Origin of the sequence: Kitasatospora sp. NPDC056783 (assembly GCF_042789895.1) — a bacterium.
In the GTDB taxonomy this organism is placed as follows: domain Bacteria; phylum Actinomycetota; class Actinomycetes; order Streptomycetales; family Streptomycetaceae; genus Kitasatospora.
Genome location: NZ_JBHUAF010000116.1, coordinates 7,812 through 21,557, shown reverse-complemented (window position 1 = coordinate 21,557; position 13,746 = coordinate 7,812). Strand labels below are relative to the sequence as shown.

At 71.4% G+C, this 13,746-nt stretch carries 15 protein-coding genes and 1 pseudogene; 3 read left to right on the top strand and 13 right to left on the bottom strand.

From position 1 onward, the window contains the following. Window positions 1-18: 18 nt before the first annotated feature. Window positions 19-1,239, bottom strand: coding sequence for an alpha/beta hydrolase (locus ACFRMQ_RS18635; protein WP_380731553.1), 1,221 nt, complete (start codon window positions 1,237-1,239; stop codon window positions 19-21). Between the two features lie 432 nt (window positions 1,240-1,671). Here ACFRMQ_RS18635 and ACFRMQ_RS18630 point away from each other — a divergent pair, with 432 nt between their 5' ends. Next, window positions 1,672-2,133 carry a hypothetical protein gene (locus ACFRMQ_RS18630; protein ID WP_380731552.1) on the top strand — a complete coding sequence of 154 codons (462 nt, stop codon included), beginning with the start codon at window positions 1,672-1,674 and terminating at the stop codon, window positions 2,131-2,133. Between the two features lie 30 nt (window positions 2,134-2,163). On the opposite strand, the gene ACFRMQ_RS18625 is transcribed toward ACFRMQ_RS18630, so the two are convergent. From ACFRMQ_RS18625 to ACFRMQ_RS18605, 5 genes are all read right to left on the bottom strand, one after another. After that, the gene (locus tag ACFRMQ_RS18625; RefSeq protein WP_380731551.1) at window positions 2,164-2,787 is read right to left on the bottom strand and encodes a hypothetical protein; all 624 of its coding nucleotides are present in this window, start codon (window positions 2,785-2,787) and stop codon (window positions 2,164-2,166) included. 92 nt (window positions 2,788-2,879) lie between these two features. Next, window positions 2,880-6,626: an ATP-binding protein gene (locus tag ACFRMQ_RS18620; RefSeq protein ID WP_380731550.1), complete on the bottom strand. Its 3,747-nt coding sequence runs from the start codon at window positions 6,624-6,626 to the stop codon at window positions 2,880-2,882. A gap of 49 nt (window positions 6,627-6,675) precedes the next feature. After that, window positions 6,676-7,092: a cupredoxin domain-containing protein gene (locus ACFRMQ_RS18615; RefSeq protein WP_380731549.1), complete on the bottom strand. Its 417-nt coding sequence runs from the start codon at window positions 7,090-7,092 to the stop codon at window positions 6,676-6,678. Beyond that, window positions 7,092-7,550: a hypothetical protein gene (locus tag ACFRMQ_RS18610; protein WP_380731548.1), complete on the bottom strand. Its 459-nt coding sequence runs from the start codon at window positions 7,548-7,550 to the stop codon at window positions 7,092-7,094. Before ACFRMQ_RS18610 ends, ACFRMQ_RS18615 begins: the two co-directional genes overlap by 1 nt. 147 nt (window positions 7,551-7,697) lie before the next feature. Beyond that, the gene (locus tag ACFRMQ_RS18605) at window positions 7,698-8,624 is read right to left on the bottom strand and encodes an alpha/beta fold hydrolase (RefSeq protein WP_380731547.1); all 927 of its coding nucleotides are present in this window, start codon (window positions 8,622-8,624) and stop codon (window positions 7,698-7,700) included. Window positions 8,625-8,680: 56 nt separating this feature from the next. Between ACFRMQ_RS18605 and ACFRMQ_RS18600 the strand changes: the two genes are divergently transcribed. Next, window positions 8,681-9,283 (top strand): TetR/AcrR family transcriptional regulator, encoded by a 603-nt coding sequence (locus tag ACFRMQ_RS18600; RefSeq protein ID WP_380731546.1) that lies wholly within the window; start codon window positions 8,681-8,683, stop codon window positions 9,281-9,283. A 588-nt stretch (window positions 9,284-9,871) separates the two neighbouring features. Here ACFRMQ_RS18600 and ACFRMQ_RS18595 read toward each other — a convergent pair. The 6 genes and pseudogenes from ACFRMQ_RS18595 to ACFRMQ_RS18570 all read right to left on the bottom strand — a co-directional run bounded on the left by ACFRMQ_RS18595 (window position 9,872) and on the right by ACFRMQ_RS18570 (window position 12,149). Continuing rightward, the gene (locus tag ACFRMQ_RS18595; RefSeq protein ID WP_380731545.1) at window positions 9,872-10,069 is read right to left on the bottom strand and encodes a DUF397 domain-containing protein; all 198 of its coding nucleotides are present in this window, start codon (window positions 10,067-10,069) and stop codon (window positions 9,872-9,874) included. Between the two features lie 79 nt (window positions 10,070-10,148). Beyond that, a pseudogene (locus ACFRMQ_RS18590) lies at window positions 10,149-10,319 on the bottom strand (transcriptional regulator); the annotation flags it as partial. Window positions 10,320-10,479: 160 nt separating this feature from the next. After that, window positions 10,480-10,677: a DUF397 domain-containing protein gene (locus ACFRMQ_RS18585; RefSeq protein ID WP_380731544.1), complete on the bottom strand. Its 198-nt coding sequence runs from the start codon at window positions 10,675-10,677 to the stop codon at window positions 10,480-10,482. A 34-nt stretch (window positions 10,678-10,711) separates the two neighbouring features. Continuing rightward, a complete protein-coding gene (locus ACFRMQ_RS18580) occupies window positions 10,712-10,909 on the bottom strand; it encodes a DUF397 domain-containing protein (protein ID WP_380731543.1) in 198 nt (65 codons plus the stop codon). A 179-nt stretch (window positions 10,910-11,088) separates the two neighbouring features. Beyond that, a complete protein-coding gene (locus ACFRMQ_RS18575; RefSeq protein WP_380731542.1) occupies window positions 11,089-11,286 on the bottom strand; it encodes a DUF397 domain-containing protein in 198 nt (65 codons plus the stop codon). A gap of 11 nt (window positions 11,287-11,297) precedes the next feature. Then, a complete protein-coding gene (locus ACFRMQ_RS18570) occupies window positions 11,298-12,149 on the bottom strand; it encodes a helix-turn-helix domain-containing protein (RefSeq protein ID WP_380731554.1) in 852 nt (283 codons plus the stop codon). A gap of 239 nt (window positions 12,150-12,388) precedes the next feature. On the opposite strand from ACFRMQ_RS18570, the gene ACFRMQ_RS18565 reads away from it, so the two are divergent. Further along, window positions 12,389-12,661 (top strand): hypothetical protein, encoded by a 273-nt coding sequence (locus ACFRMQ_RS18565; protein ID WP_380731541.1) that lies wholly within the window; start codon window positions 12,389-12,391, stop codon window positions 12,659-12,661. A gap of 18 nt (window positions 12,662-12,679) precedes the next feature. On the opposite strand, the gene ACFRMQ_RS18560 is transcribed toward ACFRMQ_RS18565, so the two are convergent. Continuing rightward, a complete protein-coding gene (locus tag ACFRMQ_RS18560; protein WP_380731540.1) occupies window positions 12,680-13,588 on the bottom strand; it encodes a phosphorothioated DNA-binding restriction endonuclease in 909 nt (302 codons plus the stop codon). Window positions 13,589-13,746: the final 158 nt, after the last annotated feature.

The window sequence follows — 13,746 nt, the reverse complement described above, 5'->3', positions numbered from 1 at the left end:
CACCTGCGCGACCCGTCGCTACGCCGGGTCCCGCAGGTGGGCGCTGAGCCATGTGAGGGCGGGCGGGATCAGCCGGTCCCAGGTGGTGAAGTTGTGGCCACCGCTGTCGACCGTCTCCTGGGCCACCACGAGCGGCGGGCGGGCGGCCGCGGCGAAGGCGCTGGAGTCGGCGTAGGTGCTGCCGTCCGACTTGCTGTCCGCGAGCAGCACGGCGAGCGGCGGCACCGGCAGGTGGGCGAGGCGCCAGGCGAGGTCGGCCTCGGCGCGGCGCTGGGCGCTGCCCCCGAAGAGGTCCCCCGTGGTGACGTCCTCCGCCGCCTTGAAGTAGCCGGAGAGCGAGACCGCGACCGAGAAGGTCCGCGGCTGCTCCATGCCCGCCTTGACCGCGCAGTAGCCGCCGGTCGAGTCGCCGACGATGCCCAGGCTCCCGGTGCCGTCCAGCACCCGGTAGGAGGCCCGCAGGTCGGCGGGCATGTCGGTGGTGAAGTAGCGCAGCGCCTGCGGCCCGTTCGGGATGTCCTCGCACTCGCTGTCCCGGGGCATGCTCGGCGAAGGCCGCATCAGCACCAGGACGGTCGGCTTCATCGCGCCGTGGCGCAGCAGGTCGAGTTCGACGGCCGGGTAGCGGAGCTTGGTGACGAGGTTGGCGGCGTCGCCGGGGAATCCGGTCAGCACCAGCGCGGCCGGGAAGTGCCGTGCCTCGCCGCCGGGTTGGAAGTACTGCGGCGGCAGGTAGACGTAGCCGTCGGTGCTGAGCCCGGTGGTCGCGCCGGGCAGTCGCACCCGCTCCAGCCGTCCGATCCGGGCCGGGTCACGGCTGACCGAGCCCGCGCCGGTGATCTCCGCCGGGCCGAGCACCCGGACGCCCGCCGGGCCCGCGGCGGCCCCGGGCCCGGGGGTGCTTCCGGCGCCCGGGCCGCTTCCCACGCCCGGGCCGCTTCCGGCAGCGGGCCCGGGAGTGTTCCCCGCGCCTCCGGCCGCGCCCTGGTGAATCACGCCGGCGCCGTGCTCGTGCCCCAGCAGGTCGGACCAGCTGGAGTAGAAGACGAAGTAGTCGTTGACACCGAACCCCAGGGTGAGCAGCAGGGCCAGCTGGGTGACGGCGATGGTGCCGAGCCGAAGGAACATCGCGGGCCAGCTCCGTACGGCCAGCCGGGGCCACACCCACAGCGTGCCGAGCACCGTGCACACCGCGAGCAGTGCCGTCAGCGCCAGCAGCTTGTGACTGGTGAGTCCCATCGGTCCCGGCCTCCTTTACCACTGTGGACCAACGGCCGGGTAACCGGCGCCCCCACTCAGGGTGACCAGGGCGGTACCCCTCGGTTCCGTGGCCGGCCGACCGCGCTCCCGCGTCTTCGACAAGCCTGTCGAGCTTGGCATGCGCGGGCTATGCTGACCGAAAGTCCCGACGCCCGCCGGCGCCCGGGCGCCCGCCCCGTCGAGAAACGCGCCCCGAGACGCGTCCGGCCGGAAGGAGGTTCGGCCAGAACCTCCGGAATGCGGCCAACCGGCCGCCCACGTCAAGCATTTGACGCATCGTCAACTCAGATTCGCGATTACGCCACCTGAGCCGCGCCGCGTGCCCCGGGCACGTTCATCGCCGTTGTACGGAAGGTGAATCGCCGCGCCCGCCCGAAACCCCCGGCCGCTCCGCCGAGGAAGAGGTTCCGCATGACGACGTCCCGGACCCACCCGCGCCCCGCCGAGGCCGCGGTCCTGCTCACCGTGCTCGGCCTGCTCGTCCTGGAGGAGATCGCCCTGGGCATGGCCGAGGAGGAGGAGCGCCCGGTCATCGGCGGCATCCTGATCGGCGCCTCCGGCACCGGCCTGCTGGTGGTCGGCGCCGTGCTGCTCAGTCGCTGGCTCGACCTGCGCCGCCCGCTTCCGCTGCCCCCTCCCGGCCCCAACGGCCGCGAGTACAGTGCCCGCGCCCTCGAAGGCTTCCCGATGGAGGCCGTCCGCCCGCTGCTGCTCGCCGAGAACGCGCCCCAGCTCGGCCACCTGTACTCCGCCTGGATGCTCGCCCGGGCCGGCCGCCCGGCGCCCTGGATCGCCCGCCGCCTGTCCATCCCCCAGGGCGCCGCCCAGCTCCTGGTCGACGCCGCCCGCTCGACGAGACTCGACCAGGACTGACGGGGTCCGACCGGGCCCGGCCGGACCTGCTCAGCGCCGCCGGCCGTCCACCGCGTGCACCTGCGCCGCCAGGTACGGCGCCAGCCCGCGCTCCGCCAGCGCCAGCCGCCAGGCCTCCCGTGCCAACGCCAACTCGCCCTGCCCGTCCGGGACTTCCCCGACCTCCGACCTCCTCGACCGGGCCGTCCCCAGCAGCCCGAGACCGCCCACCAGCAGACTCACCGCCCCTGCCCCGATCGACACCCACCCGGCTTCCAGCAGCGCCTGCGACAGCACTTCGAGGTCCTCGACCAGCCCCAGCACCCAGCCCAGCACCAGGAAGGCCAGCGCCGCCCCCACCGCGATCACCGGCACGACCAGCCCCAGCACGCCCCACCACCCCGACGCCCGCTCCCGCGGCGGCGCGTCCACCGGCAGCCGCGCCATCGCGTCCGCGTCCGCCCGCAGCGCCGCGTACCGCTCGTACTCCGGCGCCGCCGCGGCCAGCACGAACTCCGCGTTCTCCCGCGCCGCCCGCCGCAACCGCTCGACTCCCCGGGCCTCGTCCCCGCCGGCCCGCAGCACCTCCCGCACCTGCGGAGCCGAGAGCGCGCGCCCCAGCTCCGTCTCGAAGTCCGCCCGATCCTGCTGCGGCAGCCGAAGCGGCCTGTCCATGCTCGTCCCCGATCGTCGCCCCGTGTAGTTCTACAGAACTGTAGAACAAGGAGGCGCGTCGCAGCAGCCCTGTTCACGGGTGGATTCGGTGCTCAGACGGGGTCGGCCCTGGGGACACGGGCGAGGGCGTCCCGGACGATGTCGGCCAAGTCCGGTACCCGGACGCCCCATTCACGCAGCCACCCGTGGATCTGCCAGGCGGGCCGGCCCGATCGATGTGCCACTCCGAGAAGCACCGCCAGGAAGGCCCCCCGCCGACGGAGCTCAGTTGTGAGTGCTCGGAGCAGGTCCGCCGCCTCGCCCGGCATGAGTTCCTCCGGAAGGGCTTCGCAGGACATCACGAGGCCCCGGGACCTCAGGTGACGGGCGAGGTCGTCCGGACTCAGACCGAACGAGGGCGCCGCCCTGATCAGCTCGGCGAACGGCACCCTCTCGGCGGTGCCGATGTCCGACCAGTTCATCGCGCCGTGGGTGGAGAACAACCGGAGGTCCAAGGGGGTGAGCACCTCCGGCGGGGACAGGGTGATGGCGAATCCATAGGCCCGGTACCGGTCGAGCACCTCCTGAAGCGTGAACCTGCCGACCTCCACGAGCCTGAAGATCCGCTCGTAGGGCACGCCTTCCATGTGCCGCCCCCGATTGGCCCGGCCGTCACCGAAGAGCTCCGCGTCCGCGGTGGTGGCGTCGGCGGGCACCACCGGAACGGCGAAACCGAAGGCCGTCAGTCGCGCGACCACGCCTCCGGCGCTCGTCGCCTCACGCTCCGCCGCGCGCAGGATCCAACGCACCGGCACGACGACCGACCGGTGGAGCCAAGGACCCGAGCCGTCGAGATCACGGCTGAGGAACCGCACGTCCTCCTCCGTCGGCCTGGACGGCAACCCCACCGGGTCGGCAGCGATCCCGTGCCGGGCGAAGGCCTCGCAGACGTCGGGCACGGACATGCCGAGTTCCAGGCTCGCCCGTGCCAGGTGCCCGGGAACCACTGTGCCGTCCCGCTCGAAGATCTCGACGGGCATCAGGTGGCGCCGGGTCCCCCCGAGGAACACGGGGTCCGCGACCATGGCCGCGGTCAGCTCTCGAACGGTTTCGCCGAAGGCGTTCCGTTCGGCCTCGGTGGCCGGGGCCCCATCCTCCCCGGAGCCCGCCGGACGTGACCGTTCACCCATGCGCCTGAGGCCGAGCCGCCTCGCGCGTCGCTCGGCCTCGCCCACGGTCACGCCGAGTTCGTGCGTCACCACGGGGAGCCAGTCGTCGGACAGACGCTCCCTCCATCGCACCGTCCTCTCGGACCAATGCGAGGCCAGGACGACCAGATCGGAGGGCATCGCCACCCGCACCTCCTCAGCCGTCGGCAGCTCGGAGTGGACGGCTCCCAGCTGTGCCAGCACCCCCGTCTGGCGATGGGCCAGGAGCCTCCAGAGCAGGACATGATCCGGCGGTTCCAGATGAAGCCCCTTGTCTTGGGGCCGTCCGCCCCTCGCCCGCCCGAGGATGATGGAATCGGGCAGGAACAGCCCTGTTCGCCTGACGTCGAACGTCACCTCACCCGACTCCAGGACATGACTCTGCCGCACGGCCTCGGCCGTGACCAGGTCCGCGAGGTGGGCACTGCCGGCCACGACCCGACCGATCCACTCCATCCCGAGCAGCCCTGAGCGCACCAGGTCCCCGGCCGCCCCGGCCAGCAGCTCGGCGACCACCCCCGACACGTCGCCCATGACCCGCCGGCGGTCCACCGAGAGCTTGCCGGGCGCCAAGGGGCCGAAGAGGTTCACCACGGCCCCGACGAGCCCCCGCCCCCCGACCGGGAAGACCCCGCGCGACACTTCCGGCTCCACCAGCAGCCCGTCCACCAGCAGCGCCCCGCCGTGTTCGCACCAGATCACCTGCGCCCCCGGCGGAGCCTCACGCCACGGCGCGCGGATCCCCGACCCGTCGAGCCCGAACTCCTCGAGGCGCGGTTTGTCGCGACGCCGGAAGACTCCCGGCTCCCACACCGCCTCACCTTCGCCGTGGGTCGCCGTGGTGTGGAACTCCGCGATGCCCAGCAGGCGTTCGAGGACCGTGAGGACGGACCAGGACTCGCCCAGGCCGATGTCCTCCCGCAGGTACAGCCGCACGGTCGTGCCGGGCTCGCACCCACGGGCAGCCCGTTCGACGATGCGGAAGAGGTGGCTGGGGCCATGGATGGCGACCTCCAGCCGCGGGCCCAACTGGCCGGTGGCGTCCAGTCGGCAGGTCGTCACCCGGATCTCGTCGGCGAGCATGAAGTAGCTCAGGACCCCGATGCCGAAGCGGCTGTTGGGATACAGCTCGACGGGCGGGTCGACCTTGCGCCACCGGGCGCGTTCGAGCTTGAAGTCCAGTTGCTCGGCGAAGCGGGCGCCCGCGTTGGAGAAGACTCCGCGCAGTTCCTCCTCCCCCATGCCGACGCCGTTGTCCTCGCACTCCAGGTAGGCGCGGCCGGTCTCGTCCACGCCCTGGCGGAACCGGATGCGGCCTTCGTAGGAGTACGGCCCGCCCAGCCAGGAGGGCCGTGACCGGTCCAGGTACTGCACCCGGGCTCGGGCGTAGCGGCAGGCGTCGAGAGCGTTCTGGTACAGCTCGCGAACCGCCAAGTCCCGGTCGCGGTACAGCTCGACGCCCATCAGCAGGCTGCGCACCCGGCGTTCGTCCAGGCGGAAGCGCGCCCAGCCGGTGAAGGCTCCGGCGGCGGGGGCGGCTTCGTCCGAGGTGAGGCGGGTGGGAAGCGGGTGCGACGTGAGGACGCGACGGACGGCGTGGAGGAGTTCGTCGGTCCGGGCCGTGTACTCGCGCAGGCCCTCGACCACCGCCTCGTGGTGGCACTCCGCGCGCAGGACCGGCAGGTCGTAGGGCCCGCCCCACGCGGCCTCGTCCAAGGTCTTCCGCAGGTCGGCGAGGTCGACCTCGTGCGGGATGCCGAGGTGTTCGGCCACGATCTCGGGCAGGGCCGTCATCTCGATGGCGGTGCCGTACGCCAGCGCCAGCAGCAGGGCCAGCCGTTGTTCCTGGAGGTGCGGATCGCCCGGTGCCCGGAGGTGGTTGTCCACGCGCAGGTGTGCCAGGTGGTCGCGGCTGCCGACGTCGGGGCCCCGGCGCAGACCGTGCAGCAGGGTGCAGACCCGCTCGGTCGCGAAGGTCTCCTGGAGTGCGGCGAGCATCGGCAGCCGGTCGAGGATCTCCTGCACGCCCTCGGGGTCGGCGAGGTCCTCGTGCTGGTCGAGCCAGCGGTGGAAGAGCCACCAGCCGAGCGGAGCGGCCGGGGCGCGACGGGTCAGCAGGTCGTAGGACTCGATGAACCGCTCGTAGGAGGCGCGGGCGCCCTCCGCCCCCGGGGACGGCCGAAGGTCGGTCGGGCGGACGGAGACCCGGGACGCCGCCAGGCGCAGCGCGCGGACCCGGTAGACGAACGGCAGCACGACGAGCAGCGCGGCCTCGGCCGGGTAGAGGTCCAGGTGGTCGTCGCCGAGCAGCCAGTCGACGCGTGAGGCGAAGCGCACGGCGATCCCGGGGTCCTGCCAGGGGTCGTCCGCCAGGTCCGCCAGGTCCACCGAGTCCCGCATCCCGGCCAGCTCGGCGACGGCCTCCAGCGCGACGCTCCGGTAGGGCTCGACCTCCCGGTCCTTCCGGAGGTGGTTCCAGACGCGCGAGCGCGCCGCGACCTCCACCCACTCGTCGGCGTCCTCCGCGACGCCCACGCGCTCGGCCGCGGTCAGGTAGACGTTCCCGTCGACCTTCTCGATCTGCACGACGTTCCTCGCCGCCCCGACCTGCATGACCGGTCCGCTCACCGTGCTCGACGAGATCTCTGCCACCGCTCGTCCCCTCCCCTTGTGCAGGGCACGAGCGTAGGGCAATCGACCCTCACGCCACGGTCAGGGTGCCGCGCATGAAGTGGTGGAGGCTACAGAGGTACGAGTACGTCCCCGGCTGCCCCGGCGCCGTCAGGGTGGCAGCCGCCCCCGGGGCGATCGGCCCGGTGTCGAAGCCGCCGTCCTGGGCGGTGAGGGTGTGGGCGGTGGTGCCGGTGTTGGTCACGGTCACCACCGCGCCCGGGCGGACGGTGAAGTCGGCCGGGTCGAAGGCGAAGTCGCGGACCGCCACTGTCCCGGCGAAGGGGCTGGGCGGCGCGACGGGGGACGGCGGCTCGGACGGCGGCACGACGGCGGAACTACTGGTCTCCTCCGGGCCCGGCACCATGAACGCGCTGACGCAGCCGGTCAGGACGGGACCGGCCGCGAGCAGCAGCGCCACGGCGACGGCCCGGGCGGACGGGCGCATCACTCAGCGGCGACCAGGGTGATCCGCTTGGCGTCGGCGGCCGCCGGCGGGGCGGCGCCGATGTCGGAGATGGTGGCGGTCAGGATGGCGTCGAGGTCCGGGAGCCAGTTGTAGGTCTTGGACTGGACGATGACCTCCCGGGTCTGCGGCGTCCCGTCACAGACGATGTCCGTTTCCGCCGTCCGGCTGGAGCCGAAGGCGGTGGCGGTGGCGTCCTCCGGGTTCTTCTGCTCCACCGTGACGGTGAGGGAGCGTGCGTCCTCCGGGTTCGTGCACACGTACGCGACGTCCACCCGGACCCGGCCGCCGGCGTTGGCGTCGATCCTGGCCGCCTCGCCGAGGGTGACGGTGGTGGTGGCCTGGTCGTCGTCCGCCCAGGCGGGCACGGCGGCGCCGGTGACGCCGGTCAGGCCGGTGAGGGCCGAGGTGAGTACCGTCAGAGTGATCCACCGCTGCACTGCGAACCTCCGGTTCCGAGGACGTGTTGCGGCCGACGCTAACCGCCCCGCCGGGCACCCGCGCGCCGGGCCGTCCGAACGTGATCCCCGCTGTCCGGAGCCCCGGCCGAGGCCCCGTCTGCGTGAGAAGTCGGCCCGTCCGACTTCTCACGCGGACGGGTGCCCGGTTCGCGCCTGCGGCCGGCCCCTCCCGGCATCCGCGACGAAGGCCAGCAGCCGCTCGTTCACCAGCTCGGGCTGCTCCAGGTTGAGCCCGTGCCCGGCCTTCTCCACGATCTCCGCCCGCACGCCCGGGATGTGCGCCGTGACCCGCTCCACCACCTGGCGCGGCCGCAGCAGCGCGCTGCGCCTGCCCACCAGGACGGACACCGGCAGCCGGATCGACGCCAACTCCTCGTCCGCGAAGGGCCGGGCCGGCGGACGGGCACCCGGCTTGTAGCTCCGCATCGCGAGCATCAGCGGTGCGGTCATCTCGCGCGGCGCGCCGAGCGCCGGGTTCGCCAACAGCCGCCCGACCGCCGGGCGCAGCGGGCGCGGGGCGAGCATGCCGAACAGACCGGCGACCATGTGGACGTAGAACCGGGCGGGCACCTTCTCGATCCCGCCCGGGTCGAGCGTCACGACCGAGGCCAGCCGCTCGGGCGCGTGGATCGCCTGGTTGAGCGCCAGCCAGCCCCCGTACGACACCCCGACCAGGTGCACCCGCTCCAGGGCGAGACCGGCCAGCACCTCCCCCAGCCACGCGGCGTTCTCCACCGAGCCCGGCGCGACGGCGCGTTGCACGCTGCGGCCCGGGTCGTCCAGGGTGTCGATCGCGTAGACGGGGTGGTGCTCACCCAGCGCCGCGACCTGCGGGTACCAGTTGGACGGGTGTCCGGCGTGGCCGTGCAGCAGCACGATCGGCTCGCCGCCGGCCGTCGGGCCGTAGCGGTGGACGTGGACACTCCCGTAGGCGGTCTCGACGTCGAACTCCTGGCGCGGGCCCGGCCACAGCTCCATCGCCCGGTCGTACGCCGCGAGGAACTTCGTCCGGGCCGCCTCGCTGACGAAGTGCCCGACGCTGGTCCTGGTCATGATCGCCCCCTCTTTGGTGGTATAGTTGTACCACAAAAACATCCGGAAGGAACCCGATGCCGAAGCTGGTGGATCACGAGGAGCGGCGGGCCCACATCATCGACGCCCTGCTCCGCTCGGCGGCGAGCAGCGGCCTGCACTCCGTCACCATGCGCTCGGTGGCGGTCGAGGCGGGCGTCTCCGTACGGCTGGTGCAGTACTACTTCGACACCAAGGAGCAGCTGCTCCTCGCGGCGATGACCCGCCTGACGACCCGCATGGGCGAACGCGTCCAGCACCGGGTACGCGCGAGCGGCGCCGTCGGCGACCCGCTCGGCATCATCGAGGCGGTGCTGCGGGAGGCCGTCCCCACCGACGAGGAGAGCCGCGCCTTTCATCTCGTCCACACCGAGTACGCGGTCCTCTCCGTCACCGACCCGGCGCTGGCGGGAGCGGAGTTCCTGGCGGCCCCCAACGAGATGGAGGCCTTCCTCGTCGGCCAGTTGACCGCCGCCCAAGAGGCCGGAGCCACCGACCCGCAGCTCGACCCGCGTCAGGAGGCCGTCGTCCTGCTCGCCGTCTCCGCCGGCCTCGGCCTCAGCGTCCTGCTCGGCCAGCGGACGGCGGAGGACGCGATCGCCGTGCTGCGGTACCACCTCGGCCGGATCTTCGTCGACTGACGTGCAACCCCGAGGAGTTGCGGGACGGCCCTCTGACCACGCGGGTGGCGGTCCTGCTCGACGGCGCGGCGGACGGGGAGAGTCTGCCTGCTCGCGCCCCAACGGAATACTTGGCGTCACTTCGAGAACGCGTTGGCATGCCGGGGGCAGGGACGCCGGCATCGGCAGACGCCAGCCAGCCCGCCGAGGCCGGGTAACGATTGCGGACGTAGGATGCTCCGCAGGCACTTTGACACCTCAACAGCTACGCACATGTTCAAACGTGCAAAGAAATCGCAAAGCCCCCACATCGCCCCAGGTCGCGAAGGGCTCTCCCCGCACTCGCGGGGGTCAGCCGAACCAGCGGTGACGCTTGCCGCCGTTCGCTCGGTTCTCCCCACACTCGCGGGGGTCAGCCGGACACCGACGGCAAGGGCATCGACCAGCTGCTGTTCTCCCCGCACTCGCGGGGGTCAGCCGGACAACCTCACGAGGCCGGACTTCGTCCCGGCGTTCTCCCCGCACTCGCGGGGGTCAGCCGACGACCAGCTCCCGAGGGAGAAGGCCTGCGAGGTTCTCCCCGCGCTCGCGGGGGTCAGCCGACGCAAACTACGCTGTCAGGTGGTCGAACTCCCCGGCCTTGACACCATGCAGGAGCGCGCGGAACCCGTCGGGCTGCATCGTGAGGACGACATCGGGCTCATCGCTCTCGCGGATCGCAACTGTGCCATCGGGTATCGCCGCAACGTAGACGCAGTTGGCAGCATCGGCGCTGAACGAGGACTTCTGCCAGCTGTGAGCGGTCATATTCGGTCCTCCCTCAGATGCTTTGAGCGATACGGGAGATCTGGTCCCGGGACGCATCGGGCTTGAGCGCGCTCATCTTTGCATGGTGTTCGAGTTCCGCCACGTCGAGCGCTCCGGCCGGAAGGATTTCGCGGTACTCCTCCCACCAACCCCGCGCGCGACCGCCAGTTATGTGGGTCAGCGCCTCGATCAGGGCGTCATCCGCGCAGCCGTAGAGGCGCACCAGGGCCCGCACCCGGTCCGCGCTCACCGGGTATCCGCCGAGGACCGGCCGACCGCCGCCGAACTGGCCAAGCTCGTTGAAGTGGTGGGCGGGTGATCGATCTGCGGGATCCCACCTCGACTGAACCCAGCCAAGGCTGAAGGGCCCGCCAGTCCGGCCGGCCGGCCCTTCACCATGAGGTGGCCCGCTACGCCATCAGGTGGTCGAACTCCCCGGCCTTCACGCCGTCCAGGAGCGTGCGGAGCTTACTCGGCAACGTGGTGATGACAACGCCGGGGTCATCACTCTCGCGAATCTTGACGGTGCCATCGGATACCGCTGCGACGTAGAGGCAGTTGACCGACTCGGAGCTGTAACTGGACTTCTGCCAGTTGAGGGCCGACATGAGATTCCTCTCTCGAACGCATGTCAAGGGCGGACTACGCCGTCAGGTGGTCGAATTCTCCGGCCTTGACGGCACGCAGGAAGGCGTCGAGCCTGTCGGGCAGGGTAGTGATGATGACGTCGGGCTCATCGCTCTCGCGGATCGCGATGGTGCCGTCGGATGCCGCTGCAACGTAGACACAATTGGCGGTGTCGCCGCTGAATGAGGACTTCTGCCAGCTCTGAAGGGTCATGGTCTTCCTCACATGCTTCGGGCGATACGGCGGATGACGTCACGAGACGCGTCAGGCTTGAGCGCACTCGCCTCCAGCCGGTCCAACACGGCTCGATAGCAGCGTTGGACCGGGCGATGAACGATGTACTCGCGAGGTCAAAAGAGGCCCACCAGGACGGTGGGCCCCTTCACCGCGGACTACGCCGTCAGGTGGTCGAACTCCCCGGCCTTGACGCCACGCAGGAGGGCGCGGAGCTTGTCGGGCTGTGTGGTGATGACGACGTCGGGCTCATCACTCTCGCGGATCGCGACGGCGCCATCGGATACCGCTGCGACGAAGACGCAGTTGATCGACTCAGAGCTGTAGCTGGACTTCTGCCAGCTGAGAGCTGCCATGGCTCTTCCTCTCAGGTGTCCTTCTCGATACGGGCAATGAGATCACGTGACTTCGCAGGACTGAGGGCGCAGGCTTCCATGAGGTCCAGGACCTTCTGGTACTTCACCAGCTGCGCTTGCGCGTCCAGGAACTCGGAGCCGTGATACGTGTCGAGCTGCACGGTGTCGAGCTGGGGCACGCCGGCGGAGCAGTAGACGATGGACTGCCCGGAGCCTGGGAGCGTGCCGGAACCAAAGGGAATCACAAGCACCGAGATGTTTTCGCGGGTGCTCGCCTCGATGAGATGACGGTGCTGTGCACGGGCCACAGCTGGCCCGCCGAATCCCATCCGCAGCGCCGCTTCATGGACGATCGCCGTCAGAGGGATTGCCTTCGGCCCGTAGATGGCAACCTGTCGTTTCATCCGGTACGACACCCGGTGTTCCAGCTCATGTGGCGCAAGAGGCGGCACGGCACTGCTGCCGAGCGCACGCACTTGATCAGCGGTCTGGAGTAGGCCTGGGATGTGAATCACCGACGCGATGCGCATCGCAGTGGCGTGGTGTTCCAACTCGGCAAGATCGAGCACGTTCGGCGGCAGGATGTCGCGATACTCCTCCCACCAGCCTCGAACTCGCCTTCCTGTCATGCCCGCAAGAGCGTCGATCAGGTCCTGGTCCGTACAGGCGTACGCGCGAGCAAACGCGCGGACGCGCTCCGCGCTCACCCCGTACCGGCCCGCTTCGATCCGGCTCATGTGGGCCTGCTGCACTCCGACCCGGGTGGCAGCGGCAGTTGAGGTGAGACCAGCACTCTCTCGGAGTTTGCGCAGCTCAAACCCGAGACGCTGCTGCCGCAACGTTGGTACGTCGCTCGATGCCATCGCGATCTCCTCGTTCACTATCCCGAGTGATACGGCAAGTGTTCAGTGGACTTCGTGGAAATTATGCCACGGCAGCGCTACGGTATGACGCGAATCAGTCACCAAGAGTGCTGACCGTTGGCTCATCCATGCCTCAAGGCAGGAGACTTCCATGACTGCTGCGCCCTCGCAAAATCCCCTCCCCCCCCACCCCCCGGCTGCCGGCCGACGCGGCCTTCGACCAGGAGCTGTGCGGGCTCGTGCTCGACACCGCTCCCCGGCTCTTCGCCATCGTCCAGGTGTGCGGCGAGGGTCTCGCGGACGCCGACGGGTGGGTCGCGGCCTGGGGATTCACCGACGCCGCAACCGGATCGACCCACGTCACCGGCGTCGACGGGCGAACCCGACTGACCCTCACCTCTCCCGAACGGGCCGTCCACCACTTCTCCCGCCAGCCGGGCATCACCGCCCGCCTGGTCTGGCTCGCGCAGCCGACCACCGCCGCCACGGACCGCGCCGCCCAAGCCGCCTGACCATCAACCAGGCGCGCCCTACCCCTGAAGTACCGGCTGGCGCGCCTCGCCGTGGAACACCTGCCCGGTGTGCCACTCCCGGTGCCGGTCCGCGACCGGCGGAAGGCCCGGCTGCGGGCCGATGACAGGCCGCCCGGACAGGTCCAGGACGTGCCGCCGGCTGGCCTCGCTGCGGCCGACGAAGCGCCGGGAGACGAGAATCCGGTGCCCCTCCCCCAACCCCAACACGCCCTTGTCGAACAGCTTGTGGTGCAGCGAGCACAGGCACAGCCCGTTGTCGACCTCGTCCGGCCCCTCGTGCGACCACCACCGCACGTGCGCGGCCTCCAGCCCGACCGCGCTCCCCCCGATGGCGCCGTCGTAGCCGCAGAACGCGCACTGGAACTCGTAGGCGGTGAGTATCTGTTCACGCATGCGCCGGTCCCGCTGCCGCCGGGCCGCCACCTCGGCCCCGCGCACGGCCCCGGTCTCGGACCGCTCCAGATCGAGGCCGACCGCCTCGCAGAGGTCCGCGTGCAGCGACACCGGGAAGTGCGCGTCCAGCAGCACCCTGGCCATCCGCCCCAGCAGCGCCGGCTCCTCTCCCAGCGCCACCCGCAGCCCGCTCGCGAGCCGCCCGGTGGCCCCACTCTCCCGGAGCACCCCGATCCCGCTGCCAGGGCTCCCCGGCCCCGCATCGGTGTGGACCTCCCAGACCCCGTCGCTGACCAGGTGGTGGAACGGGTACGCGGGCGTCGTGGGATTCGCCGGGCCGTACTCGGCCAGCAGCCGCTTCAGCTCCTCCTCCACTGCGCTGTACCGCAGTTCACCGTCCGCGTCCCGCTGGAAGTCACCCAGCGCGTACAGCAGCAGCAACGGCTTGTGCGGCGCGCGCACGCCGCCCTTCGTCCAACGCTTCAGCCGCGCCACCCGATCGAGCCAGTCCATGCCCGTCAGCGTAGGCCGTACGAGGCACTGAAGTGCCCGCACCCACCACCCGCCCTGCCGCGGGGGGGGGGGGCCCCCCCCCCCCCCGCCGCCCCGCCCCCCCCAGGGGGCGGGGGAGAACGCGGCGCCGCCCCGCCGCGCCCGCCCCCCGCCGAGGC

Coding starts and splice junctions, on each gene's coding strand:
- ACFRMQ_RS18600 (WP_380731546.1), top strand. CDS start 8,681: ATGCCGAAGCTGGTGGATCACGAGGAGCGGCGGGCCCACATCATCGAC.
- ACFRMQ_RS18635 (WP_380731553.1), bottom strand. CDS start 1,239: ATGGGACTCACCAGTCACAAGCTGCTGGCGCTGACGGCACTGCTCGCG.
- ACFRMQ_RS18625 (WP_380731551.1), bottom strand. CDS start 2,787: ATGGACAGGCCGCTTCGGCTGCCGCAGCAGGATCGGGCGGACTTCGAG.
- ACFRMQ_RS18570 (WP_380731554.1), bottom strand. CDS start 12,149: ATGGCATCGAGCGACGTACCAACGTTGCGGCAGCAGCGTCTCGGGTTT.
- ACFRMQ_RS18595 (WP_380731545.1), bottom strand. CDS start 10,069: ATGACCGCTCACAGCTGGCAGAAGTCCTCGTTCAGCGCCGATGCTGCC.
- ACFRMQ_RS18615 (WP_380731549.1), bottom strand. CDS start 7,092: ATGCGCCCGTCCGCCCGGGCCGTCGCCGTGGCGCTGCTGCTCGCGGCC.
- ACFRMQ_RS18585 (WP_380731544.1), bottom strand. CDS start 10,677: ATGTCGGCCCTCAACTGGCAGAAGTCCAGTTACAGCTCCGAGTCGGTC.
- ACFRMQ_RS18575 (WP_380731542.1), bottom strand. CDS start 11,286: ATGGCAGCTCTCAGCTGGCAGAAGTCCAGCTACAGCTCTGAGTCGATC.
- ACFRMQ_RS18560 (WP_380731540.1), bottom strand. CDS start 13,588: ATGGACTGGCTCGATCGGGTGGCGCGGCTGAAGCGTTGGACGAAGGGC.
- ACFRMQ_RS18605 (WP_380731547.1), bottom strand. CDS start 8,624: ATGACCAGGACCAGCGTCGGGCACTTCGTCAGCGAGGCGGCCCGGACG.
- ACFRMQ_RS18580 (WP_380731543.1), bottom strand. CDS start 10,909: ATGACCCTTCAGAGCTGGCAGAAGTCCTCATTCAGCGGCGACACCGCC.
- ACFRMQ_RS18630 (WP_380731552.1), top strand. CDS start 1,672: ATGACGACGTCCCGGACCCACCCGCGCCCCGCCGAGGCCGCGGTCCTG.